This window comes from Novosphingobium sp. BL-S-33, assembly GCF_056857025.1.
In genome coordinates this window covers 460,099-486,260 of record NZ_CM166474.1, presented here as the reverse complement: position 1 = coordinate 486,260, position 26,162 = coordinate 460,099, and the positions used below count along the sequence as shown (strand labels likewise).

Sequence of the window (26,162 nt, the reverse complement as noted above, 5' to 3'; positions counted from 1 at the left end):
GCCCTTGCCGAGGGACGGGAGGCTCGATACACCTTCCGTCATAAGGTCGCCAAAGTACGAAATTGCCAAAGTACTAAAGGACGCCCGTTCGGGAAGGGTGCCACCGGTCTATCAGGGTGGTTCTCGCTTGCGCATCACGACGAATGTCTACCCCAAGGAACAACGCCGCGACGCCTGGCGGTTCGCGCTCAAACGCCTGTCGCTGACGCTCGACGAGGCGGATGAGGCGACGCTCTATGGCGAGCTGATCCATTTCCGATCCAGCACCCATATCGACTTCATCCGCGTCACCGGCACGGGCCAATCGTGGACTATCGACTTCCGCGACCAGCCCGCCACCTACTGGCTGGCGATGATCCTCGACGGCAGCGCCACCATGCGCGATGCCGGGCAGGAACTGCGCCTTGCCGATGGGGATATCATCTGCGGGCGCGGCGATTCGCCGGTGAACCTGGCCTTCACGGGCGATAACCGCAGCCTGATCGTGCAAGTGCCGCACAGCGAACTCAGCCAGCGCTTGAAGACCCCGATCAGCGGCCCGCCGCGCAAGATCGGCACGGACGGCGGCTCAGCGCGGATTTTCGCGGGCATGCTACGTTCGCTGGCGGATACGCTGACCGACATCACCACCGATCAGGCCCGCCCGGTGGAACTGGCCTTTCCCGAATTCCTCGTCACCGCCTTGCTCGACAATGCCCCGGCCAAGGCGCTGGGCGGCGCGGCGGGCATGCGCGCGGCGCTGCTGGAACGCATCTTCCAGACCATCGAGATCCGCCTTTCCGATCCCGATCTCAACTACCAGCAAGTCGCTGCCGAGCACGGCATCTCGCCCCGCTATCTCCAGAAGCTGTTCGAATCGATCGACGACAGCTTCGGCCACTATGTGAAGGTGCGCCGCCTCGAACGCTGCCGGCTCGATCTTCGCAGCCCGCTCCACGTGCAGAAGTCGATTTCGGACATCCTGTTCGAATGGGGCTTCAACGACAGCGCCTCGTTCAGCCGCGCCTTTCGCGAGCAGTATGGCATCAGCCCCCGCGAATACCGCAAGGCCCCGCCGCAGGAGCAGGCTGCGGTCGAACTGTTGCGTCGCGGTCGTCCGACCCGCAAGGAGCGTATTGCCAAAGTCGAAGAGGCGGTCGAGGTCGAGGAAGTTCTCGATGAGCAGCTTGACGAGCAGGCGGCCGAGGACAGCCCGCAAGTGCCCGCCTACATGGGCGATACCGGCACCTCGCGCCATCACCACTTGCCCGCCACGCCCGAGACGATCCACTGGGGCTATCTCAGCAAGGACCTGAAACCGGCGCTGCGCGTGCGCTCGGGTGACTTCGTGACGATCGAGGCGCTGACCCATCACGCCAACGACGATCCCGAGCGCATGGTCGAAGGCGATGCCGGGGTGGAGAGCGTCTATCATTGGGACCACTGCGGCAAGACGGTAGAGCGGCGCGGCGCGGGGCCGATGGATGCGAGTGCCTTCGGTCGCGGGCCGGGTGAGGGCTTCGGCGTGCACATCTGCACCGGGCCGATCCACATCGAGGGCGCCATGCCGGGCGATCTCATCGAAGTGCGCATCCTCGACCTGAAACCCCGCCCCAGCGGCAATTCGCGCTTTGCCGGCAAGAGCTTCGGCTCCAACGCCGCGACGTACTGGGGCTTCCACTACAACGATCTGCTGACCGAGCCGAAAAACCGCGAGGTCGTGACGATCTACGAAGTGGAAGCGGCGGGCGGGCGGCTGCCCACGGCGCACGCGGTCTATTCCTATCGCTGGACGCCGCAGGTCGATCCTTCGGGCGTGACGCATTCGCGCTACGACTATCCGGGGGTGCCGGTCGATCCGGAGACCATCGAGCGCAATTACGACATCCTGCAAAACGTCGAGATCCCGATCCGCCCGCATTTCGGCGTGATTGCGGTGGCGCCGAACCACAATGGGCTGGTCGATTCCGTGCCGCCTGCCAGCTTCGGCGGCAATCTCGACAACTGGCGCACCGGCCCCGGCGCGCGCGTCTTCCTGCCGGTGCAAGTGCCCGGCGCATTGCTCTCGCTGGGCGATCCCCATGCCTCGCAGGGGGACAGCGAGCTTTGCGGCACCGCCATCGAATGTTCGATGACCGGGCTGATCCAGATCGTCCATCACAAGGGCGCGGGCGTGATGGAGCAGTTGAAGGACGTCGATTACCCGCTGATCGAGACCGAGACCGAGTGGGTCATCATGGGCTTCTCGCACCCCGATTACCTCAAGGAGCTGGGGCCGGATGCGCAGAGCGAGGTCTACAAGCAAAGCTCGATCGATGCGGCCATGCGCGATGCCTTCCGCAAGGCGCGGCGGTTCCTGATGACGGCCAAGCAATTGACTGAGGACGAGGCGATCTCGCTCCTGTCGGTGGGCGTGGACTTTGGTGTGTCGCAGATCGTGAACGGGAATTGCGGGGTGCACGCGGTGATCAGGAAGGCGCTGTTCACGAGTTAGGCACGCCTCCGTTCAACATTGCCCGTCATCCCCGCGAAGGCGGGGATCCCGCTTGTTCTTGGCGGGCGTGGCGAGAAGGAAGCGGGGCCCCCGCCTCCGCGGGGGCGACGGGGTTTGGTTGTGAAAGGCTGGTCTTTGATAGCCAGATCCTCCCCTGCAAGGGGAGGGGGACCGCCCCCCGCTCATCCTGAGCTTGTCGAAGGAAGGGTGGTGGAGGGGTGTCAGCCTCTCGGTCGCGCGTGACTGGGCCGGTTACCCCCCTCCGTCAGCGCTTCGCGCTGCCACCTTCCCTTGCAGGGGAGGATTTCTTAATCCGCGTCGTCTTCCAACGCGTGCATATCGTCGTCCGACAGGCCGAAGTGGTGCCCCACCTCATGCACCACCACATGCGTGACAAGGTCTTCCAGCGACACATCGGTCTCGCACCACTCCGCCAGCAGGGGCTGGCGGTAGAGCGTGATGCGCGGGCGAAACTCGCCCGAAACCCACACCGATTCCTCATCCAGCGGGCGGCCGTGGTAGAGGCCGGACAGTTCCCAGGGATCCTCGATCCCCAGTGCCCGCAGCGTTTCCTCGTCCGCGAACTCCTCGATGTGGACGGTGATCCCGTCGAGGTGCTGCGCGAACGGCTCGGGAATGCGTGCGAAGGCGGCGTGGGCGAGGGCCTCGAATTCGGCGGGGCCGGGGGCGTTTCCGAAGCGCTGACTCATGCGGTTACTCCTGTCCGGCGACGATACGCTCGATCCCGGCGGCGGTGGAGGGGTGGTAGGTGGGCTTGGCCTCGGCGAAGAAGTCCCGCGCCTTGGGTTGGCCCCAGTCGCCCTGCTTCATCAGCCCCTTGTAGAGCGGATAGACCAGCAGCCCGCGCCCGATCCGCGAGAGATAGCTGCGCAGATAGGGCACTGCCGGATCATAGCGGTTGGCGATGGCCAGTTCGAACCATGCGGACTGGATATAGGCATTGCTCGATGCGGAGAGACCCAGCGTCTCATCCAGTTCCTTCAGGCGCGCGGGCGTCTGCTGGCGGTCAATGCCGTTGAGGAAGCGCAGCCATTCCTGCGTGGTCCAGCCCGTGGGCTGCACCGCACTGGCAGGCCCACCGCCGTTGAAGGCGGCCAGCTTGGTATCGATCTTGGCCAGCGTCGCGCTGTGAACGCGCACGGCATTGTCGGGCAGGCCCGCGCCATAGGACCAGCGGTCGAGCTGGAGCTTCAGTTCCAGTTCCGGCTGGTCCTTCAGCAGCCGTTCGCGCAGGTCCGCAAGGAACCCGGCAGTCGTCTGCGGCTGGAAGGCGTGACGGTCGAAGTAGGAGGTGAGATAGGCGTCCCACTTCTCGCGGCCGACCGTATATTCGATCATGCGCAGGAAGTTGGAGCCTTTGGTGTAATCCACCTCGCCCGCGCCGGGATCGCCGTGCAGGCGCGTGACGGCGCCGGTCTGGCCGCCGCCATCGGCGATCTCGCGCTGCATCACGTCCCAATCGAGATCGGCATAAGTTGCGGCCTGCTCCTTGCCGTAGAGCGCCTCCATGATGCGGTTCTCGAAGTAGGTGGTGAAGCCCTCGTTCAGCCACGAATCCGACCATGTGGCATTGGTGACGAGGTTGCCCGACCACGAATGCGCCAGCTCATGCGCGACGACATCGGTGTTCGAGCGGTCGCCCGTGACGATGGTCGGCGTCAGGAAGGTCAGCATCGGGTTTTCCATGCCGCCGTAGGGGAAGGCGGGCGGCAGCACGAGCATGTCGTAGCGGCCCCAGCGATAGGGACCGTAGAGCTTGCTGGCGGCGTCGATCATCTTTTCGACATCGACGAATTCCTTCGCCGCCTTGTCCAGCATCGGCGCCTCGGCCCAGACGCCCGAGCGGGGGCCGAGCGAGCGGAACTTCAGGTCGCCCACCGCAAAGGCGATCAGGTAGGGCGGCACCGGCTTGTCCATGCGGAAGCGGAACTGGCGGCGGCCGTCGGGCAGCGCCTCGCCTTTGTCGCCCGAGAGCTTTTCCGCGCTCATCACCGCGACCAGATTGCCCGGCACGCGCAAGGTGGCGTCCCAGGTCTGGCGGATGCCGGGGCTGTCCTGCGTCGGGATCCACGAGCGGTTGAGGATCGATTCGCCCTGGCTGAACAGGAACGGCTGCTTCTTGCCGAACGTCATTTCCGGCGGCAACCATTGCAGCGCCGCCGCGCCGGGCTTGGTGCGGTAGGTGATCCTGACCTGCTTCGCGCCCGCGAGTTCGACCGTCAGCGCGGAGCCGATGTCCGCATTCTTCGCGTCCTTGGGGCCGACCGTCCACTTGAGCGGGTTGCCTGTCGCCATGTCGGTGACGGCGGAAATGGCGATGTCGTTGACGTCGAGCACGACTTGGGTGGCGCCGGGCGTGGCAAGAATGTCGAGCACGGCGCTGCCGGACAGCGTCTTCGTGGCGAAATCGACATCGAGGTCGAGCGCGACATGGGTGACGCGCGCCATTTGCGGCTCGGCGTGAGTCCAGACGTCTTTCGCCTCGGGCGTGGTCAGGATCGGGGCGGGACCGGAATTCGAGGTATTTTGGGCCATTGCGGGCGAGATGGCGACGGAAGCGGAGCCGGCAAGGAGCGCGGCAGCAAGAAGGATACGCATGGGCGCGGATTATGGCCGCGCCCATGAGTAGGCGCAAGCGCAGCTAGAGCGACGACGGATAGATGTCGAAATGCCGGGTGCCGCCGGCGCGCGCGATGGCCGCTTGCACATCGGCGCGGCCGCGCAGCACTTGCATTCCGGCATCGAACGGCCCCGGCGGGGTTCCGGCGGGAAGCGGACGATAGTCGCTGATCTGGGCAAGCGCATCGATGCGGAGCGTGGGATCGTTCAGCCGGGCAATCATCGCCGCCGCTGCCGTGCCGATCCGTCCCAGGCAGAGTTGCAGGTCTGTGAAGGCTTCGGGATGATCTTTCGCATGGGCCTCGGCGTAGGCGAGGTCGGCATTCGCAGCGTCGGTCTGCCCCAGTGCCTGCGCGGCGCAGCCATGCGCGAGGTGGAATTCCATCATGCCGTAAGGGCTGGCTATGGCGACGGGCTGATCGGCAAACGGCGCAAGCACCGTCATCGCGTCCTGCGGATGGCCGAACCGAATGTGGAGATAGGCAAGGTTGATCGTCTGGCTGAAATTGGGCTTACCGTATTCGCCCAGTGCGATGGCGGCTTGATAGGCCTCTACCGCCTTGTCGTAGCGACCGAGCTGTTCGTAAGTCCGCGCCATGCCGTCCCACCACCAGTTGATCCGGTCCTTGCGGTCGGAGAACTGCTTGGCCAGCGCGCCATCCGGTCGCGCGGCTTCGAGCGTGGCCAGCGCCTTGTCGCCCTGCCCCAGCGCGCGCTGGGTCGCGGCAAGATCGATCGGCAGGGCCAGAAGGCCGGGCCGCTCGAGGCTCATCTTCTCCAGCACCGAAACTTCGTGCCGATAGGCATCGCTCAGCTTGAAGTCGGCCGGTAGCAGGCCGCGCAGCACCGGATCGAGGCTGGCATCGCGCATGGCGGAGCCGAGGCGCAATTTGCCCAGCATCGCCTTGGCCTGGTCCGGCTTGCCGTCCTTGGCGAGCTGGCGGGCGTGGGCCAGACGCATTCCGTCGAAGCCGAATTCATACTGTGCCGGTGCGAAATCGTCGGCGCTCACCAGTGCGGTCAGGCGGCCATAGGCCGGATCGTCGGGCGTCGCGGCGAGCTTGCGGGCCAGCGCGAAAATCCACTCGTTCTCGAACGTCGCAGCCGCCGAAGGCTTCTTCATCACCGCTTCCAGCGTGGTCACGGCATCCTCGTTGCGGCCGGTGTCGATCTCGACGCCGTAGCGAATGCGCCAGGCGACGTCGGGCGCGCCGGGCAGGGCGGTGAGCATCCGGGCATGGACCAGCGCCGGCTCCAGCTTGTTGGTGTCGCCTTCGCACAGCGCTGCCGCCAGCAGGACCGGGGCCTGCTGCTTGGGTTCGAGCGTGGTGAAGTCCTTGCGGGCGAGGATCGGCGAAACCAGCTTGAGCGCGCCGTTGCAGTCATTGCCGTTCATCGTCGATTGCAGGCGCGGCAGTGTCTTCGCCACGGTTTCGCCGATGTCGCGTGCCTGCGCGCCCGCGGCAAGCAGCGGGTTTCCGCCCAGAAGCGCCAGAACGAATGCGCTTCGACCCAGTTTCGTCATGATTTCCCCCGTTTCAGGGGAGCGATGCTAGGAGGCCGCCGCGCGCTTGTCAGCAGGCGGGGCGGCGAAAAATGCGGCCATCCCCGATGGATATGCCGAGACAGCTTCGTGCCGCGATGTTAGCAAATGTCGCGGTTCCGGCCCGGCCGGGACCATTCCCTCAAAGGCGGAGGTGTGGACCATGCCCAAGATGATCTTCGTGAACCTGCCCGTGCGCGATCTGACGGCCTCCTCGGCTTTCTACGTCGCTTTGGGCGGGACGGTGAATCCGCAGTTCTCGAATGAAGATGCCGTTTGCGTGATGTTTTCGGACGCCATCGGCGTCATGCTGCTGACTCATGCCTACTATGGCGGATTTACCAAGCGCCCGATCGGCGACGCGCGGACGAGCAGTCAGGCACTGATCGCACTGTCCGCCGAGAGCCGGGACGATGTCGATTCAATCGTGAACCGCGCGGCGGCGGCAGGCGGCACCGCCGATCCCGATCCGGTGCAGGACCTCGGCTTCATGTACAACCGCCATGTCGAAGATCCCGACGGCTATGTCTGGGAGGTGATGTGGATGGACCCGTCCGCAGTGGACGGCGGGGCGCAGACGGACTGACCCTTCAAGGCCCGTTCCGCAACGCATCGATCGATGCGTTGCGGAACCGTATGAGCCAATGGCTCAGACGTCGAGATTGGCGACGTTGAGAGCGTTTTCCTGAATGAATTCGCGGCGCGGTTCGACCACGTCGCCCATCAGGCGGGTGAAGATCTCGTCGGTGACGTCGGCGTCTTCCACCTTGACCTGAAGCAGGGCGCGGTTTTCCGGATCGAGCGTGGTTTCCCAGAGCTGATCGGCATTCATCTCGCCAAGGCCCTTGTAGCGCTGGATCGAGAGGCCCTTGCGGCCCGCGGCGAGCACCGCGTCCAGCAATTGCAGCGGGCGGGTGATCGCATCGGCGCCCAGCACCGGACGGGTGGCGGCCGCTTCGTCTTCGGTCTCGGTCGCTTCGCTCTCGACCACGGCGCTGGCGCGGGTGAAGCGCGCGGCACCGGCGTAGACGTCGGTATTCTCGGCCGAAAGGCGGGCAAGCTTGCGGGCCTCGGCACTGGCCAGGAACGCGCCTTCGATCTTGTGGTGATCGGTGACGCCGCGCCACAGGCGCTCGATTTCCAGATTGCCTTCCTCGGTCATGCGCGCGGACCAGCGGGCCTCGAGATCGCCGCGATCGAGCCACTTGGCCGTGCGTTCCAGCGCGGCGTTGCGGTCGGCGGGCGAGAGATCGGGCTCGAACGCGCCGGAAAGTGCCAGCGCCTCGATAATGGTGGGATCGAAGCGGCGCGGCACGAAGGCCATCAGGTTGCGGAAGCGGATCGCGTGTTCGACCAGGATGGCAAGGTCGGGGCCCATGCGCGCGCCGCCCGAGGTTTCGAGCACGCGGCCGGCCGTCCCCGCCTCGACCAGATAGCGGTCGAGCGCGGCGTTGTCCTTGAGGTAGACCTCGCTGCGGCCCTTGGCGACTTTGTAGAGCGGCGGCTGCGCGATGAAGAGGTGCCCGGCGCGGATGATGTCCGGCATCTGGCGGTGGAAGAACGTCAGCAGCAGGGTACGGATGTGGGCGCCGTCGACGTCGGCGTCGGTCATGATGACGATCTTGTGGTAGCGCAGCTTCTCAAGATTGAAGTCGTCGCGGATCCCCGTGCCCATGGCCTGGATCAGCGTGCCGACTTCCTTCGACGAGATGATGCGGTCGAACCGCGCGCGCTCGACGTTGAGGATCTTGCCCTTGAGCGGCAGGATCGCCTGCGTCTTGCGGTCACGCCCGGACTTGGCCGAGCCGCCTGCGGAGTCACCCTCGACCAGGAACAGTTCGCACTTGCTGGGATCGCGTTCCTGGCAGTCGGCCAGCTTGCCGGGCAGCGAGGCGATGTCCATCGCGCCCTTGCGGCGGGTCAATTCGCGGGCGCGGCGCGCGGCTTCACGCGCGGCGGCGGCGTCGATCACCTTCAGGATGATGGTCTTGGCATGGCCGGGGTTTTCCTCCAGCCAGTCGCTCATCTTGTCCGCCATCAGCGCTTCGAGCGGCTGGCGCACTTCGGAGGAGACCAGCTTGTCCTTGGTCTGCGACGAGAACTTGGGGTCGGGCAGCTTGACCGAGACGATCGCGGTGAGCCCTTCGCGCATGTCGTCGCCTGAAAGCGAGACCTTCTCCTTCTTGAGCAGGCCCGAACGCTCGGCATAGCCGTTGAGCGTGCGCGTCAGTGCGGCGCGGAACGCGGCAAGGTGGGTGCCGCCGTCACGCTGCGGGATGTTGTTGGTGAAGCACAGGACGTTTTCGTAGTACGAATCGTTCCACTCAAGCGCCACTTCCATGCCGATGCCGTCCTTGTCGGCGCCGATCGAGATCGGTTCGGGCATGAGCGGCTGCTTGTTGCGGTCGAGGTACTTCACGAAAGCGCCGATGCCGCCTTCGTAATAGAGATCGTGTTCCTTGACCTCCTCATGGCGCTTGTCGCGCAGGAGAATGCGCACGCCGGAGTTCAGGAAGGCCAGTTCGCGGTAGCGGTGTTCCAGCTTGTCGAAGTCGAACTCGGTGACGTTCTTGAACGTCTCGGTCGAGGCGAGGAAGGTTACGCGGGTGCCCTTCTTGAAGCCGTTGTCGTCCGGATTCTGGCTGACCTTCGGCGCATCGCCGACGATCTTGAGCGGCGCCACGGCATCGCCGTTGGCGAACTTCATCCAGTGCTCCTTGCCGTCGCGCCAGATGGTGAGTTCGAGCCACTCGGAAAGCGCGTTCACCACCGAGACGCCCACGCCGTGGAGGCCGCCGGACACCTTGTAGGCGTTGTCGTCCGAAGTGTTCTCGAATTTGCCGCCGGCATGGAGCTGGGTCATGATGACCTCGGCCGCCGAGACGCCTTCCTCGGAATGGAGGCCGGTGGGAATGCCGCGCCCGTTGTCCTCGACCGAGACCGAGCCATCGGGATTGAGTTCGATCAGCACGAGGTCGCAGTGACCTGCCAGTGCCTCGTCAATCGCGTTGTCCGAGACTTCGAACACCATGTGGTGAAGACCGGAGCCGTCGTCGGTGTCGCCAATGTACATGCCCGGACGCTTGCGGACCGCGTCAAGGCCCTTCAGGACCTTGATCGAATCCGCGCCGTAGCTGTTCTGGTTCTTGCCGTTGTCGGGCCGGGCGTTGTCGGGTCGGGTGTCGTCGGAGCTAGCCATATCGAGCATATAGGGTTTGGGGCCGAGGAACCCAAGCAAAACCGGCTGAGGGGGCGGGCTTTTCCACAAGACTGGGACAGACGCGCGGGCATGATCGCCGCCGGGCTGTTTTGCCGCCCGCGATGACGCCGAAACGGATGCAAAAAGGGCGGCCCCTTGGGGAGCCGCCCTTCGCCATGTCTGGTTCGCCCATGCCGGGAGGGTGCATGAACTTCCGCCGCAGGGCACACACCCAGCGCCCACGGCAGCAGCGAATGCCGGGAGGGGCATCCGCGAATTTATGGCTTGTCCTGCAAACTTACGTTTTTTGGCTTATCGCTAACCGTGCGGTCACGTCGCCCGGTCATGAATCCCAATTACGCCAGTGGGGAATTTTTGCAAATTACAAAGCAACAAAATTACGTGCATGTTTTGCAACATTGCTCGCAGGAGAGAGCGTCGGGGGCGGGTTAACCGCAAATCCTCGCAGGAATGCGCGCCTCCACTGGACACCTGCGGCCTCTGCCTATAGTGGCCGGCCATGACTGACCAGACTCCCGCCCGGACTCCGGGCCACAGTTCCGATTCTATCCTGATCGTCGACTTCGGCAGCCAGGTGACCCAGCTTATCGCACGCCGCGTGCGCGAGGCCGGCGTCTATTCCGAGATCGCCCCGTTCAACGCTGCGAAGGAAGCCTTCGCCCGCATGAATCCGGCAGGCGTGATCCTCTCGGGATCGCCCGCATCGGTGCTGGACGAGAATGGCCCGCGCATTCCCGCCGAAATCCTTGATAGCGGCCTGCCGGTGCTCGGCATCTGTTATGGCCAGCAATCGCTGATGCATCAGCTTGGCGGTGAAGTGCTGGCGGGCGATTCGGGTGAATTCGGCCGCGCCTTCATCGAAATCGGCGACGATTGCGCGCTGTTCGACGGCCTCTGGGCCAAGGGCGAGCGCCATCAGGTCTGGATGAGCCACGGTGACAAGGTGACCAGCCTTGCCCCCGGCTTCCGCCCGGTCGCATCGAGCGAAGGCGCGCCTTTCGCGGTGATCGCCAATGACGAGAAGCGCATCTACGCGATGCAGTTCCACCCCGAAGTCGTGCATACGCCCGACGGCGGCAAGCTGCTGAAGAACTTCGTGCGCCACGTCTGCGGCCTTGCCGGTGACTGGACCATGGCCGAGTTCCGCAAGACCAAGATCGACGAGATCCGCGCCCAGGTCGGCGAAGGCCGCGTGATCTGCGGCCTGTCGGGCGGCGTCGATTCCGCCGTGGCCGCGCTGCTGATCCATGAAGCGATCGGCGACCAGCTCACTTGCGTCTTCGTCGACGGCGGCATCCTGCGCATGGGCGAGGCCGAGCAGGTCGTCAGCCTGTTCCGCGGCCACTACAATATCCCGCTGGTCCACGTCGACGCCTCGACGCTGTTCCTCAACGGCCTTGCCGGCGTCACCGACCCCGAGGCCAAGCGCAAGTTCATCGGCAAGACCTTCATCGACGTCTTCGAGGACGAGGCGAAGAAGATCGGCGGCGCCGAGTTCCTGGCGCAGGGCACGCTCTACCCGGACGTGATCGAATCGGTCTCGTTCACCGGCGGTCCCTCGGTGACGATCAAGAGCCACCACAACGTCGGCGGCCTGCCCGAGCGCATGAACATGAAGCTCGTCGAGCCGCTGCGCGAACTGTTCAAGGACGAAGTCCGCGAACTGGGCCGCGAACTGGGCCTGCCCGAGATTTTCGTGGGCCGTCACCCGTTCCCCGGACCGGGCCTGGCGATCCGCATCCCCGGCGAAGTGACGCGCGAGCGCTGCGACATCCTGCGCAAGGCCGATGCGATCTACCTTGAGGAAATCCGCAACGCGGGTCTCTACGACGCGATCTGGCAGGCCTTCGCGGTGCTGCTGCCGGTCAAGACCGTTGGCGTGATGGGCGATGGCCGCACCTACGACAACGTCTGCGCCCTGCGCGCCGTGACCTCGACCGACGGCATGACGGCGGATATCTATCCGTTCGACGCCGCGTTCCTGTCACGCGTGGCCACCCGCATCATCAACGAGGTGAAGGGCATCAACCGCGTGGTCTACGACTACACCTCGAAGCCGCCGGGCACGATCGAGTGGGAATGATTTCCCCCACCCGTCACTTGAAAATAGATATATAAATCAAACGCTTTGCAAGCGCTTGGCCATGGTCAAGGATGCTTTGAGCGATTGACCCAGGCGTAAGATCGAAACCATGCCGCTCCCAATCCGGGGCGGCATGGTTTCGCGCCGTTAGTTTCCTCGGGGTAATGTCCCGCACATCTCCTGACTTTCCCCGATGCACTGCCTGAAGCGGTCCGGACTATCTCTGCGGCATTCTTTCAAGTTTGCAACCGGAGCAGACGATGGCGAAGCGACCCAATATTCTCGTAATCTGGGGTGATGATATCGGCTGGCAGAACGTCAGCGCCTACGGCCTGGGCACGATGGGCTATACCACCCCCAATATCGATCGCGTCGGCTATGAGGGGATCCGCTTCACCGATCACTATGCCCAGCAGAGCTGCACGGCCGGCCGCGCCGCTTTCATCACCGGCCAATATCCGATCCGCTCCGGCATGGTCACGGTTGGTCAGCCCGGCGATGCGTTGGGTTTGCAAAAGGAATCGCCCTGCCTTGCCGAAGTCCTGAAGGAAGCAGGCTATCGCACCGGTCATTTCGGCAAGAGCCATCTCGGCGACCGCAACGAGCACCTGCCGACCAACCACGGCTTCGACGAGTTCTTCGGCAACCTCTATCACCTCAACGTGTCCGAAGAGGACGAACAGCGGGACTATCAGAACTTCGCGAAGGCCTATGCGGGCAGCCTTGAGGCCTACGAAGAGAAGTTCGGCGCGCGCGGCGTGATCCACAGCTGGGCGACGGACGTTGACGATCCAACCGAGGATCCGCGTTTCGGCAAGGTCGGCAAGCAGAAGATCGTCGATACCGGCCCGCTGCACCAGGAGCGCATGCACGAGGTGGACGAGAAGGAATTCATTCCACCCGCGCTCGAATTCATGAAGAACGCCAAGGATGCGGACGAACCGTTCTTCGTCTGGCTGAACACCAGTCGCATGCACCTCTACACCCGCCTCAATGACAAGTGGCGGTATGCGGCCGAGAAATACACCTCGGAAGCCGATCTGCACGGCTCGGGCATGCTCCAGCACGATCACGATGTCGGCATCGTGCTCGACTGGCTGAAGGAGAACGGTCTCGAAGAGGACACCATCGTCTGGTACTCGACCGACAACGGCCCCGAGCACTCGTCATGGCCGCACGGCGCGACAACGCCGTGGCGGGGCGAGAAGATGACGACTTACGAAGGCGGCGTACGTGTCATCTCGATGCTGCGCTGGCCCGGCGTGATCGCGCCGCTGCAGCTCAAGAACGGCATTCAGTGCCATCAGGACATGTTCACCACGCTCGCCAAGGCCGCCGGGGTGGAGAATGTGCAGGACAAGGTGCTGGCCGAGAAGAAGCAGTACATCGATGGCGTCGACAACCTCGACTACTGGCTGGGCAAGGCCGAGGAATCCTCGCGCAACCACGTGTTCCATTATAACGAATCCAAGCTGACGGCGATGCGGATGGGGCCGTGGAAGTGGCACTTCTCGACCAACGAGGATTACTACGGAAACATGGTCGGCCGTTCCAAGCCGCTGGTGTTCAACATCCGCATGGATCCTTTCGAAAGCTACGACAATTCGGACTCCTACGGCCATCTGATCCAGAAGGTTTCGTGGCAGACCGGACCGCTGGGCGAATTGATGAAGGACCATCTCATGACGCTGGCGAAGTATCCCCCGGTGCAGGGCGGCAAGAGCTTCGACATGTCCAACGTGGTCGAGCAGTTCATGAGCAAGGGGCACGATTAGCAAAACCCGCACCGGGCGGCGCGTTGTCGCTGGCCCGGTGCGCACCGGTTTGAGGAGGGGGCGCACTTGCTGGAAGCCATAGGTGAATTGCTGCCCCTGGCCGTGGGCGTATCGATCAGCCCGCTGCCCATCATCGCGATGATCGTGCTTTTGATGTCGCCCAAAGCGCCGATATCGGCGCCGGCGTTCATGCTGGGCTGGATGATCGCCATTGCAGCCGCGCTGATCCTGTTCGGCAGTCTGGCCGGGCTGGGTTTCGGAAAAGGCGGAAGCGGCGGGATTGTCGCGGCGGTGAAGATGGCTCTCGGAGCGGGCCTGCTGCTGCTTGCCTTGATGGAGTGGCGGGCGCGGCCGCGACGCGGCGAGACCGCGCAACTACCCCACTGGCTTGAGGCCGTAGAGAGGATGGGCCCTTTCGCGGCAGGCGGCCTGGGGTTCGGGATCTATGCGGCCAATCCCAAGAATCTGACCGTCGGCATCGCCGCGGGCGTGGCCTTCGGTCAAACCCGGCTTCCGCCGGGCCAGGCTGCGCTCGTTTGTCTGGTCTATGTGCTGATTGCTGCGAGCACCGTGGTCGTGCCGGTGATTGGCTATTTCGTCGCTCGGGAACGGGTGCGGCCTTGGCTCGACGAGATGCGTGACTGGCTCACCCAGCATAACGCAGCGGTCATGGCCGTGCTGCTGCTGATCGTGGGGGCCATGATGTTCGGCAAAGGCGTTTCATCGCTCGCCGGGTGAGAGTGATCCGGTCTCGGCTCTCGACGTTCCATCCGCAGGTTTCGCGCCCGTTCGGTTCGGTAGCCGGCTGTGCCGCTTCAGGTGTTACCCTTCGCGTGGCTAGGGACATCCCCGATACCTGCAGTTGCCTAACCCGTCAGGATGGCGGCTCACCTCGCATGATGTGAGTGAGTCCATGCCCGACATCGATCGCAGCCATCTCCCGCTTCCCCGGCCGCCGTTCACCGGCAAGATCGGCAAGACCTACCAGGAATCGGAAAGCCAGTGGCCGGAATTGCCCAAGCCGCCCAAGGGGGCGCCCAATGTCGTTCTCATACTGCTGGACGACGTGGGCTTCGGCCAGGCGAGCACGTTCGGCGGGCCGGTGCCGACGCCGGTTCTGGACAAGTTGGCGGGCACCGGGCTGCGCTACACGCGGTTTCACACGACGGCGATCTGCGGCCCGTCGCGCGCGGCGCTGATTACCGGGCGCAATCACCACAATTGCGGCACCGGGTTCCTGTCGGAATGGGCAACCGGATTCCCCAGCTACAACAACATGATCCCGCAATCGACCTCGACGGTCGGGCGCATCCTCAAGGAAAACGGCTACGCCACCAGCTGGTTCGGCAAGAACCACAATACGCCGGACTGGGAGAGCAGCGTCGCCGGGCCGTTCGACCGCTGGCCCACCGGCATGGGTTTCGACTATTTCTATGGCTTCATCGCCGGGGAAACCCACCAGTACTACCCGGTGCTCTTCGAGAACACCGTCGCCGTGGAGCCCGACAAGTCGCCCGAGGAAGGCTACCATTTCCAGACCGACATGACCGACCGCGCGATCAACTGGATCCGCTATTCGAAGTCGGTGGCGCCCGATAAGCCCTATTTCTGCTACTTCGCGCCGGGCGCGGCCCATGCGCCGCATCATGCCCCGGCCGAGTGGCGGGACAAGTTCAAGGGCCAGTTCGATCAGGGCTGGGAAAAGGTCCGCGAGGAAACCTACCAGCGGCAGCTCGCCGCCGGCATCATCCCGCCGGACACCGAACTGACGGCGAAGCCGGACTGGGTGCAGGACTGGGACAGCCTTTCGGCCGACGAGAAGAAGCTGTTCGCGCGGTTCATGGAGAACTTTGCGGGCTATCTGTCCTTCGCCGATCACGAATGCGGCCGTCTGATCGACGCCGTGCAGGGACTGCCGGACGCGGACAATACGATCATCATCTATATCGTCGGCGACAATGGCGCGAGTTCCGAAGGCGGCATGACCGGGACCGTAAACGAGGTGATGAACCTCAACGGCATCCCCTCGTCGATCGAGGACAATCTGGCCGCTTATGACGAGATCGGCGGCCCGGATACCGAGCCGCACTATCCGCTGGGCTGGGCGTGGTGCGGCAACGCGCCGTTCCAGTGGGTGAAGCAGGTCGCCTCCCACTTCGGCGGATCGCGCAATCCGATGGTGATTTCGTGGCCGGACAAGATCAAGGACAAGGGCGGGATGCGGCCGCAGTTCTGCCACCTGATCGATATCGTGCCGACCCTGCTGGATGCTGCCGGAATTCCCGCGCCGGATTACGTCAACGGTGTCGAGCAGAAGCCGATGGACGGCGTTTCCATCCAGTCGACATTCGCCAGCGCCGATGCCCATGCCGTGCGCGAACGGCAGTATTTCGAGGTCTTCTCCAACCGGGCGATCTACGACAAGGGCTGGATCGCCTGCGCCCAGCACACGTTCCCGTGGCGGCAGGACTTCGCGCCGGGCCACTGGGAAAACGACACCTGGGAACTCTACAACATCGACGAGGACTTCAGCGAGGCCAAGAATCTGGCCGCCAAGCACCCGGAGAAGGTGGAGGAGCTGAAGCGGATCTTCGACGAGGAAGCGGAGAAATACAACGTCTACCCGCTCGACGATCGCGGCGCCGGTCGTCTCGCCGAACCCAAGCCGTCCCCCGGCGGCGCGGATCCGAACCGTACCGAATTCACCTATTTCGAAGGCGCGGCGCGGCTGCCGGAAACGGCATCGCCCAATACCAAGAACCGCTCGCACTCGATCAAGGTGGCCGTGGATAACGACTCCGGCAAAGCCGAAGGCGTGCTGCTGGCGGCAGGTGGAGGTTCGGCCGGGTATGCGATCTACATTCTCGATAGCAAGCCGGTCTATCATTACAACTTCTTCGAAAAGGTGCGGCTGAACGTCGTGTCCAGCAAGCCGCTGCCCAAGGGCAAGTCGACCATCGAAGTCGCCTTCGCCTATGACGGCGGCGGGCTGGGCAAGGGCGGCGAGGCCGTGCTGCTGCTCAATGGCGAGGAAGTCGGCCGGGGCCGTATCGAACAGACCGTCGCAGGCCGGTTCGGCATCGATACTTTCGGGGTCGGCGCGGACAGCGGATCGCCGGTGTCGGATGCCTACAAGCCGCCGTTCGCCTTCAAGGGCGGCAAGATCGAGCGGGTGGACATCAAGCTGGCCGCCCGCAATCTCAGCCAGAGCGAGGAAGACGAACTGCACGAGCGCTACCTGGCGTTCGCCCAGCATATCGAGTGACCTTTCGGGAACAGGCAAAGCCCATCATCGCGGCGCCGGGCGAACCATGCCGATCGCCCGGCGCACGCGCCTTCGGACCGGATCGGAGACCGACATGACTCTCGTGCAGGCCATGAAGCTGCTCGTTTTGCTGAGCGTGATGCTCACCGTTCTTTCCCTTGCGTTGCGGGCAAGAGCGGGGGATTTCTTCTACCTGTTCCGCGAATGGCGGCTGGGCTTGCGCGCGGTGATCGCGATGTTCGTCATCGTGCCGGTTGTTGCGATTATCATGGCGGATGTCTTCGATCTGAAGGGCCCGGTGAAAGTTGCGCTGGTGGCGCTGGCCTTTTCGCCGGTGCCGCCTCTCTTGCCCCGCAAGCAGGCCAAGGCCGGTGGCGACGCATCGTACATCTCCGGTCTTCTGGTCGCCGCGGCGCTGGCCTCGCTGGTGCTGGCACCGATCGGCCTTTCGCTGATAGGCGAGATTTTTGGCCTGCAAATGCAGGTGTCGCGCGCCGGCATGGCGACGACGCTGGGGCTGACGATCGCTCTGCCGCTGGTGCTGGGCGTGCTGGGCCAGCGCGTGCTGGGTGACGCAAGGGCCGGGGCGGTCTCGGGGCCGCTCAGCAAAGTGGCCAACGTCCTGTTTGCGGTCAGCGTGCTGTCCCTGCTGGTCGCGCTGGCGCCGGCCGTCGGCAAATTGCTGGGGGACGGGACGATCGTGGCGCTGGTCGCGATGAGTCTGGTCGGGCTGGCCGCCGGCTGGTTTCTGGCCGGAGACAATCGGGACAACCGGGCCGTGCTGGCGCTGGCTTCCGCTGCCCGTCACCCCGGTGTCGCGATCGGCATCGCGACGACAAGCTTTCCGGACGCAAAGCTGGCACCCGCCGCGATCATTCTGGCGGCGGTGGTCAATACGGTGATCGCGATCCCGTTTCTCAAGCGACTGCAGAAGAGCGAGGTTTAGCGCCCGCTCATGCGCGCCTTCAGTCGCTGGGCGCCTGTTCCTTCATGCCGGCCAGAACCGCGGCCATGCCGATGCCGGTTCCCTTCTGCGAGGGCGGGAAGTCATGCAGGCTCTGCACGAAGCGGGCGATCGGCTCGGTCAGTTCGGGCATGATCCAGCTCTTTTCCTTCATCCAGAGGAACTGGCCGCCGGTATCGGGACTGCGTTCGAACGGATCGGCCTTGATGTCGATCACCAGACCGCCCGGAATCTTGGTCGCCGCATCGAGCCACTTGTCCTTGATTGCGATATGGACCTTCCAGTTATCGACGCGCAGGGCGGTTGGCTCCGTTTCCGCGAAGAAGAAGAATTCGCGGCGCTGCGATTTGCCGTCGGGCTTGGTGAGCATGTCGATCTGGTTGTAGCCATCCAGATGGACCTTGTCGGTCCCGCCGATGGTCTTGCCCGCGACGAGTTGCTCTTTCACATCCGGCTCGCCCACGGCGGCCAGCAAGGTCGGCACCCAATCCTCGCTGGTCATGAACTCGCCGGTCCAGCTGTTCGCGGCGATCTTGCCCGGCCAGCGGATCAGCATGGGAACGCGGAAGCCGCCATCCCACGTCGTACCCTTCTCGCCGCGGAACGATGCGGTGCCGGCCATTGGCCAATGCGCCAGATTGATGCTGTTGTCCGAAGTCAGCAGTACGATGGTGTCGTCCGTCAGGCCTTCCTCGTCCAGCGTATCGAGCAGCTTGCCGATCAGGCCATCGAGTTGCAGCACCGCATCGAAATACGGCGTGTGCCCGCTCTTGCCGAGCCATTCGGGCGAAACGTGAATCTGCTGGTGCATGCGCGAAGGGCAGTGCCACAGGAAGAAAGGCTTTCCGGCTGCCTTCTGCGCTTTGATGTATTCGATCGAAGCATCGGTGAACTCGTCGTCGATCGTGCCCATCCGTTCGGTGGTCAGCGGGCCGAGATCCTCGATCGTCTGCTTGCCGACACGGCCCCAACGCGGATCTTCCGTCGGATCGTCTTTGTCGCTCGCGCGGGCGTGGATCATGTTGCGCGGACGGCCGGCGAAATTCGGGTCTGTGGGGAAATCGGGCTGCTCGGGCATCTCCATCATGTTGAGATGATAGAGAAAGCCGCGAAACTCGTCGAAACCGTGGACGGTCGGCAGGAACTCGTTGCGGTCGCCCACATGGCTCTTGCCGAACAATGCCGTGGCATAGCCCAGATCCTTGAGCAGCGCGGCCAGCGTTACATCTCCGTCCTGAAGGCCGACTTTGGCGCCGGGCTGGCCGACCGAGGTGAGGCCGGTGCGGATCGGGTATTGCCCGGTGAGGAACGCGGCGCGCCCGGCCGTGCAACTGGGCTGCGCGTAGTAGTCGGAAACCATCATGCCCTCGCGGGCCAGACGGTCCATGTTGGGCGTGCTCACCGCGCCAAGGCCGCGGTGGTAGGCGGATAGGTCCATGGGCGCCATGTCATCGATCATGATCGCGACGATGTTCGGTCGGGTGGAATCAGCGGCCATCATATTCTCCTGCGTTCCGCCCTGTTTCCCTCGCGGCCAAAGCCAAAGACATCGGGTGAAACCCTCGGCGCTCCGGAGAGGGCTCCCGATGGCGCGGCTTTGGCCTGTTACCGATGGGGATAGTACGCCGTGTTTTGCGGGTTCCTCCCAATGATTGCCTTCAACGAAGGCCGATAGGCTCCGGCAAGCGATTGCCAGGAGATTGCCGTCATGGTCGACACGCCGCCCCCGCCTTCAAAGGCGCCCTATCTCATCCGCCAGTTCACGCCGGCCAATCCGGGGCTGGCCAACGGCGGCGGCGTTCCCGCCAGCCTGACCAGTGAGCACTATGTCGAGGCGCTGGCCCGGGTGGTCTATGTCTGGGGGCATCCGCTGGTGAACACCGTGGGGCGGAGCAGTACCTGGGCGCTCATGGAAGGGCACGGGCCCGGAATGGCGATGGGGCTGTTTCCCGGCAGTCCCAAGAACTGGATGGGCTATGTCGACGACTATCTGCCTGCCAGCCAGCGCAAGGTGGTGACGCCCAACAACGACACGATCTACGGTGCCTGCTTCGCCGATCTGGGCGATGAGCCGGTGGTCATCCAGACGCCGGACGATGTTCCCCAAGGCCACTACTGGACGATCCAGATCGTCGATGCCTTCACCACGGTGACGCACCAACTCGGCTCCGCCTCGGCGACGCCGGCGGGCAAGTACTTGTGGGTGGGCCCCGATTGGCAGGGCAGCACACCCGAAGGGTTCGTGGACGTGCTGCGCTCCCCCACGAACATCGGCGTGGCCATGGCGCGCAGCTTTGCCGCGCGCACGCCGGAGGCCAAGGCCAGAGCGCGGGCCGTGCTCAACCAGATGGGGGCCTATCCGTTGAGCGCGGATGCGCCGGGTCGGCGCCAGTTCGATTGCGAGGCAAGCGCGCGCAACAAGGTCTATCCCGCCGGGCTGACTGCCGAGATGCTGGCCGCCGATCCGGATCTGCTGCGTATCCGGCCGGTTCACGGCGAGAGCTTCTGGGACGATCTGGAAAAGGCCCTGGACGCCAATCCGAAGGTGGGCGTGAACGATGCGGCCATGGCGGATCAGGCACGGACCCTGCTGGGCCTGCGCAAGAGCGATCCGCGCTGGAAAGCGCTGCTGGACCGGGCCGCGCTGGCCGCCGATGCCGAGCTCTACGAAGGCGCGCGCTACGATCAGGTGGGCACCGATGCCGGCAATGGCTGGCAGCGGCAGGAAAATGGCGGCGACTGGGGCACCGACTGGTACGGGCGGGCGCTGGCGGCGGTGATCTACATTTATGTCAATCACTACCGCGAAGCGATCTACCTGATCCGCGGGACGGATGCCGAAGGGGCATTGCTGCAAGGCCGCTACCGCTACACGGTGCGCTTCGAGAAAGGGCAATTGCCGCCGATCGACACGGCCAAAGGCGGCTTCTGGTCCCTGACCATGTACGATCGCGACTATTTCATGATGCCCACCAGCCCCAATGGCCGGCACAACATCGGCACGGTCAATCTCGACGCAAACGAATTGGCGTTCGGCGCCGACGGGTCGTTGACGCTGGTGCTCTCTCACGAGGAGCCCGCCGATGCCGAGGGCAAGGCGAATTGGCTTCCCGCCCCCGATGACCAGTTCGCCTTGCTGCTGCGCGCCTATGTGCCGACCCAGGCCATACTCGACGGCAGCTATCTTCTGCCGCAGGTCAAGCGCATCCGTTGACGCGTTTACGCCCGGCTCTTCGCTTTTTCAGAGCAGGAGGGCCGGGCCCTCCAGCTCCAGCAGGAAGGCCTTGGCTTCCAGTCCGCCGGCAAAGCCGGTGAGCTTGCCGCTGCTGCCGATGACGCGATGGCAGGGGGCGATGATCGATACCGGATTGCGCCCGTTCGCGGCGCCCACCGCGCGGCTGGCGGTAGGGCGGCCGATGGCCTCGGCGATTTCGCGGTAGCTGCGGGTCTCGCCGAAGGGGATCGTCAGCAGCGCATGCCACACGCTCTTCTGGAAATCGGTGCCGCGAAAGTCCAGCGGCAGGTCGAACACCGTGCGGCGCCCCGCGAAATAGTCACCGAGCTGGGCTTCGGTCTGCGTCAGGACGGGGTGTCCGGCGCCGTCGACGAGGCCATCCAGCGGGACGCGGCGGGGATCGTCGTTTTCCCAGAGCACCGCCACGAGCCCCCCATCGCTGGCAACCAGCGTGAGTTCGCCGACCGGCGAGGACATCGGGGTACGGTACAGCGGCATTGCGGGGTCTCCATCGGGTATGGCGAAGATAGGCAGGCATCGGCGAAGGGGAAGGGCTTCTTCGCGGGCAGCGCGGGATTTCCTTGCTTTCCGGGATTTTGGCGGCACGCTTGGGGTCATGACTATCGAACAACGGGGAGTGCGGGGGTGAGCGGAAGCATCGTCGAGGCCGGTGCCGCCGATCGCGAGGCCGTCGTCGCGCTCTGGCACGCCGTCGGGCTGACCCGGCCGTGGAACGATCCCGAGGCGGACTTCAACCTTGCCTGCCGGGGGGAAGCGAGCACGATCCTGCTGGCGCGCGACGGCGAGGGCGAACTGGCGGGTACCGCCATGGTCGGTTTCGACGGGCATCGCGGCTGGGTCTACTATCTCGGCGTGCGCGAGGAATGGCGCGGGCAGGGCGTGGCGCGGGCGCTGATGACGGCTTGCGAGGCCTGGCTCATCGCGCGGGGATGCCCGAAGGTTCAACTCATGGTCAGGGGCGACAACCGGGCGGCGCTCGGCTTCTACGATGCTATCGGTTATGCCGCGCAGGACGTGGTCACGCTGGGGCGCCGTCTGGACGGCGCGTGAAGCCACCCGGCCCACAACGCAGAAGGCGACCGAAGATCGAAGCCCCGGCCGCCTTCCTCAGGGGACGCTGGTAATCGCTCAGTTGGTCGCCGGGGCGGGCGCGGGGGCCGGCGCCGGCTGCTTGACGCGGGTATAGGGTACGAAGTCCTGCAGCCCCACGAAACCGTTCCACATGCCGCTCGTGCGGTCGCGAAGCTGAATCGTGTCGAGCCGGCAGAGCTGGCTGGAAGACAGTCTGGTGACGAGGATATTGTCCGAATCGAGCTTGTCGGCGTTGGTCGGCCGGTTGACATAGAGCGTGCCGCCGATGCGGTAGACGATCGCGGTCTTGTCGATCACCTGAGTGTCGTTCGACTGGTTCAGCGGAATGCAGGTCACCGGCTTGCCCGCCTCGCGCCCGGTGAGGGCCTTGGCGAGCTGTTCCTCGCCAGTCAGCTTCGGCCGGGCGGAAACGGCGGCAGGTGCGCCAACGAGGGTGGCCGTCATCAACGCGGCTGCAACGACATGTTTCAATGTCATGGTCTTACCTTCCACATAGCCCGCCCTTGTGAAAACAATGCCACGGACAGGCTTAACCCTCAATGACCGTCGTACGTAGGGGGCGGTTCGCCGTCACGCCGTGCCGCCCACGGTGATGCCTTCCACCAGCAGCGTCGGCTGGCCCACGCCCGCCGGAACGCTCTGGCCGCCCTTGCCGCAGATCCCTACGCCGCGATCGAGTTCAAGGTCGTTGCCGATGCCGGTGACGCGGGTGAGCACGGTGGGGCCGTCTCCGATCAGCGTCGCGCCTTTGATCGCGGCGCCCAGCTTGCCGTTCTCCACCTTGTAGGCCTCGTTGCACGAGAACACGAACTTGCCCGAGACGATATCGACCTGGCCGCCGCCCATCGACTTCACGAAGATGCCGTTCTTCATCCGCGCCAGCAGTTCGGCGGGATCGTCGTTGCCGGACTTCATGAAGGTGTTGGTCATGCGGACTTGCGGGGCATAGGCATAGTTCTCGCGCCGGCCGTTGCCGGTGGAGGTGGTGCCCATGAGCCGCGCGTTCATGCGGTCCTGCATGTAGCCCTTGAGGATGCCGTCCTCGATCAGCACGGTTTCCTGCGTGGGCGTGCCCTCGTCATCGATCGAGAGCGAGCCGCGCCGGTCTGCGATGGAGCCGTCGTCGATTACCGTCACGCCCGGCGCCGCCACGCGCTCGCCGATGCGGCCGGAGAAGGCGGAGGTGCCCTTGCGGTTGAAATCGCCCTCAAGGCCGTGGCCGACCGCTTCGTGCAGGATCACGCCGGGCCAGCCGGGGGCGAGCAGCACGGTCATCTCGCCCGCCGGGGCGTCGATGCTTTCCAGGTTCACCAGCGCCTGCCCCAGCGCGATGTCGATGGCGCGGTTCCAGTTCGCGGGATCGAACAGCGTGTCGTAAAGGTGGCGGCCGCCCATGCCGAACGAGCCGGTCTCGCGCCGGCCGTTGCTTTCCGCGACGATCGAGACCGAGAGGCGCACCAGCGGGCGTACGTCGGTGGCGATGAAGCCGTCGGGCCGCACGATCTCGATCACCGACCACTGGCCGGTCAGGCTGGCGCTGACTTGCGAGACGCGCGGATCGCGCGCGCGGGCGGCGGCGTCAATCTGTTCGAGCAGGCGCACTTTGTCCTCGAACGGCACGAGGTCGAGCGGCGAGGCATCGGTATAGAGGTGGCGGTTGCTGCGCGGCGGCGGGCCGGGGCGCTGGCCGGTGGCGGGATCGAGCAATTGCAGCGTCTCGCCGGCGCGGCGGATGGCGGCGGCGGAAATCTCGTTGGCATGGGCGAAGCCGGTCATCTCGCCCGTCACCCCGCGCAGGCCGAAGCCGGCATCGCGCGAATAGTCGGCGGTCTTGAGGCGTCCGTCGTCGAAGCCGAAGGCCTCGGTCGCCATGAATTGCATGTAGAGTTCGCCGTCCTCGCAGCGTTGCAGGGTCTCGCGGGCGAGTGCCTGTGCCTCTTCGGGCGAAAGCTGGCGGTAGAGGAGCGAACGTGGATCGAGGCCGGTCATGCACCGGGATATAGGGTGCGCCCGGCAGGAGGCAATGAAAGAGAAGAAAGAGGCCGGGTCAGGAAGCGGGGAAAGGTACCGGGCGGACCCATTGTCCGACCCGGTAAAACGAAACGATCAGGCGGCCTGCTGGTCGGCAGGGCCGTCCTTCAGGACGAAGCGGCGATCGCAATAGCCGCATTCGACATAGCCCTTCTCGTCGATCTCCAGCCAGACGCGCGGATGGCCCAGCGCGGAGGCCTTGTAGGTCCCGTTCGAGCGGATGTCGGTGGCCCCGTCGCAGGAAACGCGGTGGGAATCGGTGATGACGGTTTCGGGCTGCGTGCTCATGGACCGGCCGATTACCAAGCCTCTGGAAGAATTTCCAGCGGGCAAATGCGCAAGGCTGGTTGTTTGGAAATTCGCCAAGAGCGAATTTCGCGGCACCGGCCCTCTCCCGTCCCGAAGAACACAAAAAGGTCCGGGGGACCTTTTCGCTGAGGGGGCCGACCACCCACAAGCGTATCCTGATGGGCGGTCGGGTGGGGGAGAGGGCCGGTGCCGCATTCCAAATGCGCATTCGCGCATTTGGAAGCAGACGAGCAGCTATCAGGCCGGAACGGCCAGCGCACCGGCTTCGGCGAGGGCGCCCGCAACCGCCTTTTCGCGGGTTTCGGCATCGACAGCGATGCCTTCGGCCAGCACGAACACGGGGTTGGTGATGCCCACGAAACCGAGCACCGCGCGCAGGTAGCTTTCGGCATGCTCGACAGCGGCGCCGGGCTGGCCTTCACCGTAGAAACCGCCGCGCGACAGGGCCACGAAGACCTTCTTGTCGCCGGCCAGACCCTGCGGACCCTCGGCGGTGTACTGGAAGGTCTTGCCGGCCACGAGCACGCGGTCGAACCACGCCTTGAGCTGGCTGGGGATGGTGAAGTTGTACATGCCGGCGCCGATCACGATCACGTCGGCGGCCAGGAATTCGGCCAGTTCGGGCGTGCCGTCGGGGTTGCCGAGCACGTCGAGCGTCAGGTGCGGCAGCGCCTCTGCGGCGAGGTCGTGATAGCTGACCTCCAGCGAGGAATCTGCCTGCGTAAGCGTGGCGACGATGGCGGCCGATACGGCGCGGCTGACCGAATTTTCGCCAAGGATGCTGGAATCGAGATGGAGAAGCTTCATGGGGGAGTACCTCAGTTGGGATAGGCAGTCTGGAAAAATGGTGGTCTGGAAAAATGACTGGGCATAGCTATGTTGCACTGCGACGCCCGCCAAGAGCGCATTTTTTCAGGACCAGGTAACGTGAAGCTGACTACCCTTGAGCCCGCCGAGGCAATCGAGCCCGTCGTCGAAGTCGTCCATTCGGCCCGCAGTTGCCGCATGGTCGGCGACATTCTCGCGCGTGTCGGCGACAAGTGGTCGATGCTCGTGGTGATGACGCTGCTGGAGGGCAATCGCCATTTCAACGAGCTGAAGCGCGGGATCGAGGGCATTTCGCAGCAGATGCTGTCTCGCACCCTGCGGGCGCTGGAGCGTGACGGGCTGGTGGTGCGGACCGTCCATGCCAGCGTTCCCGTGCGCGTCGAATATGCGCTGAGCGATCTCGGCCGCTCGCTGGCGGAACCGGTCAAGGCGCTGGGGGCTTGGGCGGTTTCCAATCGCCCATCGATCGAGGCAAGTCGCGCGTTCTACGACAGCCGCACCGACGGGGTTTGAGGCGGCGCCTTTCCATCTTCGTCGTTGCTTCGCTACGCTCGCAATGACGAAAGGGCAGGCTTCCGAAGCTGCGACAGCCCTTCATTCGCATCCTCCACATTCGCACCACCAACCCTCGTCATCCCCGCGAAGGCGGGGACCCCGCTTATCTTCGGGCTGGACGCAAGGCA

The 26,162-nt window shown here is 64.7% G+C and carries 20 protein-coding genes; 10 read left to right on the top strand and 10 right to left on the bottom strand.

The annotated features are described in order from the left end of the window. The first annotated feature begins 127 nt into the window (after positions 1-127). Positions 128-2,473 carry an acetamidase/formamidase family protein gene (locus tag AC1VVM_RS02230; protein ID WP_482955735.1) on the top strand — a complete coding sequence of 782 codons (2,346 nt, stop codon included), beginning with the start codon at positions 128-130 and terminating at the stop codon, positions 2,471-2,473. Positions 2,474-2,781: 308 nt separating this feature from the next. Here AC1VVM_RS02230 and AC1VVM_RS02225 read toward each other — a convergent pair whose 3' ends face one another. The 3 genes from AC1VVM_RS02225 to AC1VVM_RS02215 are packed head-to-tail and all read right to left on the bottom strand — an operon-like array spanning position 2,782 to position 6,638. Next, positions 2,782-3,183 (bottom strand): metallopeptidase family protein, encoded by a 402-nt coding sequence (locus AC1VVM_RS02225; protein ID WP_132390061.1) that lies wholly within the window; start codon positions 3,181-3,183, stop codon positions 2,782-2,784. A gap of 4 nt (positions 3,184-3,187) precedes the next feature. Then, positions 3,188-5,092, bottom strand: coding sequence for a M1 family metallopeptidase (locus tag AC1VVM_RS02220; RefSeq protein ID WP_482955734.1), 1,905 nt, complete (start codon positions 5,090-5,092; stop codon positions 3,188-3,190). Between the two features lie 43 nt (positions 5,093-5,135). Then, positions 5,136-6,638, bottom strand: a complete 1,503-nt coding sequence (locus AC1VVM_RS02215) for a hypothetical protein (protein ID WP_482955733.1) — start codon at positions 6,636-6,638, stop codon at positions 5,136-5,138. A 181-nt stretch (positions 6,639-6,819) separates the two neighbouring features. Here AC1VVM_RS02215 and AC1VVM_RS02210 point away from each other — a divergent pair, with 181 nt between their 5' ends. Then, positions 6,820-7,242 (top strand): VOC family protein, encoded by a 423-nt coding sequence (locus AC1VVM_RS02210; protein ID WP_132390067.1) that lies wholly within the window; start codon positions 6,820-6,822, stop codon positions 7,240-7,242. Positions 7,243-7,305: 63 nt separating this feature from the next. Here AC1VVM_RS02210 and gyrB read toward each other — a convergent pair whose 3' ends face one another. Then, the gene (gyrB, locus tag AC1VVM_RS02205) at positions 7,306-9,855 is read right to left on the bottom strand and encodes a DNA topoisomerase (ATP-hydrolyzing) subunit B (RefSeq protein WP_132390070.1); all 2,550 of its coding nucleotides are present in this window, start codon (positions 9,853-9,855) and stop codon (positions 7,306-7,308) included. 520 nt (positions 9,856-10,375) lie between these two features. On the opposite strand from gyrB, the gene guaA reads away from it, so the two are divergent. From guaA to AC1VVM_RS02180, 5 genes are all read left to right on the top strand, one after another. After that, the gene (gene guaA, locus AC1VVM_RS02200; RefSeq protein WP_132390072.1) at positions 10,376-11,959 is read left to right on the top strand and encodes a glutamine-hydrolyzing GMP synthase; all 1,584 of its coding nucleotides are present in this window, start codon (positions 10,376-10,378) and stop codon (positions 11,957-11,959) included. Positions 11,960-12,219: 260 nt separating this feature from the next. Next, entirely contained in the window at positions 12,220-13,734 is a 1,515-nt protein-coding gene (locus tag AC1VVM_RS02195; protein ID WP_482955732.1) for an arylsulfatase, read from the top strand. Positions 13,735-13,800: 66 nt separating this feature from the next. Then, positions 13,801-14,472 (top strand): GAP family protein, encoded by a 672-nt coding sequence (locus AC1VVM_RS02190; RefSeq protein WP_482955731.1) that lies wholly within the window; start codon positions 13,801-13,803, stop codon positions 14,470-14,472. Between the two features lie 175 nt (positions 14,473-14,647). Then, positions 14,648-16,999, top strand: coding sequence for an arylsulfatase (locus tag AC1VVM_RS02185; RefSeq protein ID WP_482955730.1), 2,352 nt, complete (start codon positions 14,648-14,650; stop codon positions 16,997-16,999). Positions 17,000-17,093: 94 nt separating this feature from the next. Then, positions 17,094-17,945, top strand: a complete 852-nt coding sequence (locus tag AC1VVM_RS02180) for a hypothetical protein (protein ID WP_482955729.1) — start codon at positions 17,094-17,096, stop codon at positions 17,943-17,945. 19 nt (positions 17,946-17,964) lie between these two features. Here the strand turns inward: AC1VVM_RS02180 and AC1VVM_RS02175 are convergent, their stop codons facing one another. Next, complete coding sequence (locus AC1VVM_RS02175; RefSeq protein ID WP_482955728.1) at positions 17,965-19,461, bottom strand: arylsulfatase; 1,497 nt, start codon at positions 19,459-19,461, stop codon at positions 17,965-17,967. A 210-nt stretch (positions 19,462-19,671) separates the two neighbouring features. Here AC1VVM_RS02175 and AC1VVM_RS02170 point away from each other — a divergent pair, with 210 nt between their 5' ends. After that, a complete protein-coding gene (locus AC1VVM_RS02170) occupies positions 19,672-21,177 on the top strand; it encodes a DUF1254 domain-containing protein (protein WP_482955727.1) in 1,506 nt (501 codons plus the stop codon). Positions 21,178-21,204: 27 nt separating this feature from the next. On the opposite strand, the gene AC1VVM_RS02165 is transcribed toward AC1VVM_RS02170, so the two are convergent. Then, positions 21,205-21,696 (bottom strand): methylated-DNA--[protein]-cysteine S-methyltransferase, encoded by a 492-nt coding sequence (locus AC1VVM_RS02165; protein ID WP_482955726.1) that lies wholly within the window; start codon positions 21,694-21,696, stop codon positions 21,205-21,207. 147 nt (positions 21,697-21,843) lie between these two features. Between AC1VVM_RS02165 and AC1VVM_RS02160 the strand changes: the two genes are divergently transcribed. Next, on the top strand, positions 21,844-22,269 hold the full coding sequence (locus AC1VVM_RS02160; RefSeq protein WP_482955725.1) for a GNAT family acetyltransferase: 426 nt from the start codon (positions 21,844-21,846) through the stop codon (positions 22,267-22,269). A 78-nt stretch (positions 22,270-22,347) separates the two neighbouring features. On the opposite strand, the gene AC1VVM_RS02155 is transcribed toward AC1VVM_RS02160, so the two are convergent. From AC1VVM_RS02155 to AC1VVM_RS02140, 4 genes are all read right to left on the bottom strand, one after another. Then, entirely contained in the window at positions 22,348-22,782 is a 435-nt protein-coding gene (locus AC1VVM_RS02155) for a hypothetical protein (protein ID WP_132390600.1), read from the bottom strand. Between the two features lie 99 nt (positions 22,783-22,881). Continuing rightward, positions 22,882-24,300 (bottom strand): metalloprotease TldD, encoded by a 1,419-nt coding sequence (gene tldD, locus AC1VVM_RS02150; protein WP_132390093.1) that lies wholly within the window; start codon positions 24,298-24,300, stop codon positions 22,882-22,884. Between the two features lie 117 nt (positions 24,301-24,417). Then, positions 24,418-24,630 (bottom strand): zinc-finger domain-containing protein, encoded by a 213-nt coding sequence (locus tag AC1VVM_RS02145; RefSeq protein WP_132390095.1) that lies wholly within the window; start codon positions 24,628-24,630, stop codon positions 24,418-24,420. Between the two features lie 258 nt (positions 24,631-24,888). Further along, positions 24,889-25,458, bottom strand: a complete 570-nt coding sequence (locus tag AC1VVM_RS02140) for an FMN-dependent NADH-azoreductase (RefSeq protein ID WP_482955724.1) — start codon at positions 25,456-25,458, stop codon at positions 24,889-24,891. A 120-nt stretch (positions 25,459-25,578) separates the two neighbouring features. On the opposite strand from AC1VVM_RS02140, the gene AC1VVM_RS02135 reads away from it, so the two are divergent. Continuing rightward, entirely contained in the window at positions 25,579-25,992 is a 414-nt protein-coding gene (locus AC1VVM_RS02135) for a winged helix-turn-helix transcriptional regulator (RefSeq protein ID WP_482955723.1), read from the top strand. Positions 25,993-26,162 lie beyond the last annotated feature (170 nt).

What these genes read in the sequence shown, in the direction of transcription:
- AC1VVM_RS02170 (WP_482955727.1), top strand. Translation starts at nt 19,672, where the DNA reads ATGGTCGACACGCCGCCCCCGCCTTCAAAGGCGCCCTATCTCATCCGC.
- AC1VVM_RS02210 (WP_132390067.1), top strand. Translation starts at nt 6,820, where the DNA reads ATGCCCAAGATGATCTTCGTGAACCTGCCCGTGCGCGATCTGACGGCC.
- AC1VVM_RS02185 (WP_482955730.1), top strand. Translation starts at nt 14,648, where the DNA reads ATGCCCGACATCGATCGCAGCCATCTCCCGCTTCCCCGGCCGCCGTTC.
- AC1VVM_RS02220 (WP_482955734.1), bottom strand. Translation starts at nt 5,092, where the DNA reads ATGCGTATCCTTCTTGCTGCCGCGCTCCTTGCCGGCTCCGCTTCCGTC.
- gyrB (WP_132390070.1), bottom strand. Translation starts at nt 9,855, where the DNA reads ATGGCTAGCTCCGACGACACCCGACCCGACAACGCCCGGCCCGACAAC.
- AC1VVM_RS02195 (WP_482955732.1), top strand. Translation starts at nt 12,220, where the DNA reads ATGGCGAAGCGACCCAATATTCTCGTAATCTGGGGTGATGATATCGGC.
- AC1VVM_RS02175 (WP_482955728.1), bottom strand. Translation starts at nt 19,461, where the DNA reads ATGGCCGCTGATTCCACCCGACCGAACATCGTCGCGATCATGATCGAT.
- AC1VVM_RS02180 (WP_482955729.1), top strand. Translation starts at nt 17,094, where the DNA reads ATGACTCTCGTGCAGGCCATGAAGCTGCTCGTTTTGCTGAGCGTGATG.
- tldD (WP_132390093.1), bottom strand. Translation starts at nt 24,300, where the DNA reads ATGACCGGCCTCGATCCACGTTCGCTCCTCTACCGCCAGCTTTCGCCC.
- guaA (WP_132390072.1), top strand. Translation starts at nt 10,376, where the DNA reads ATGACTGACCAGACTCCCGCCCGGACTCCGGGCCACAGTTCCGATTCT.
- AC1VVM_RS02165 (WP_482955726.1), bottom strand. Translation starts at nt 21,696, where the DNA reads ATGCCGCTGTACCGTACCCCGATGTCCTCGCCGGTCGGCGAACTCACG.
- AC1VVM_RS02225 (WP_132390061.1), bottom strand. Translation starts at nt 3,183, where the DNA reads ATGAGTCAGCGCTTCGGAAACGCCCCCGGCCCCGCCGAATTCGAGGCC.
- AC1VVM_RS02145 (WP_132390095.1), bottom strand. Translation starts at nt 24,630, where the DNA reads ATGAGCACGCAGCCCGAAACCGTCATCACCGATTCCCACCGCGTTTCC.
- AC1VVM_RS02140 (WP_482955724.1), bottom strand. Translation starts at nt 25,458, where the DNA reads ATGAAGCTTCTCCATCTCGATTCCAGCATCCTTGGCGAAAATTCGGTC.
- AC1VVM_RS02215 (WP_482955733.1), bottom strand. Translation starts at nt 6,638, where the DNA reads ATGACGAAACTGGGTCGAAGCGCATTCGTTCTGGCGCTTCTGGGCGGA.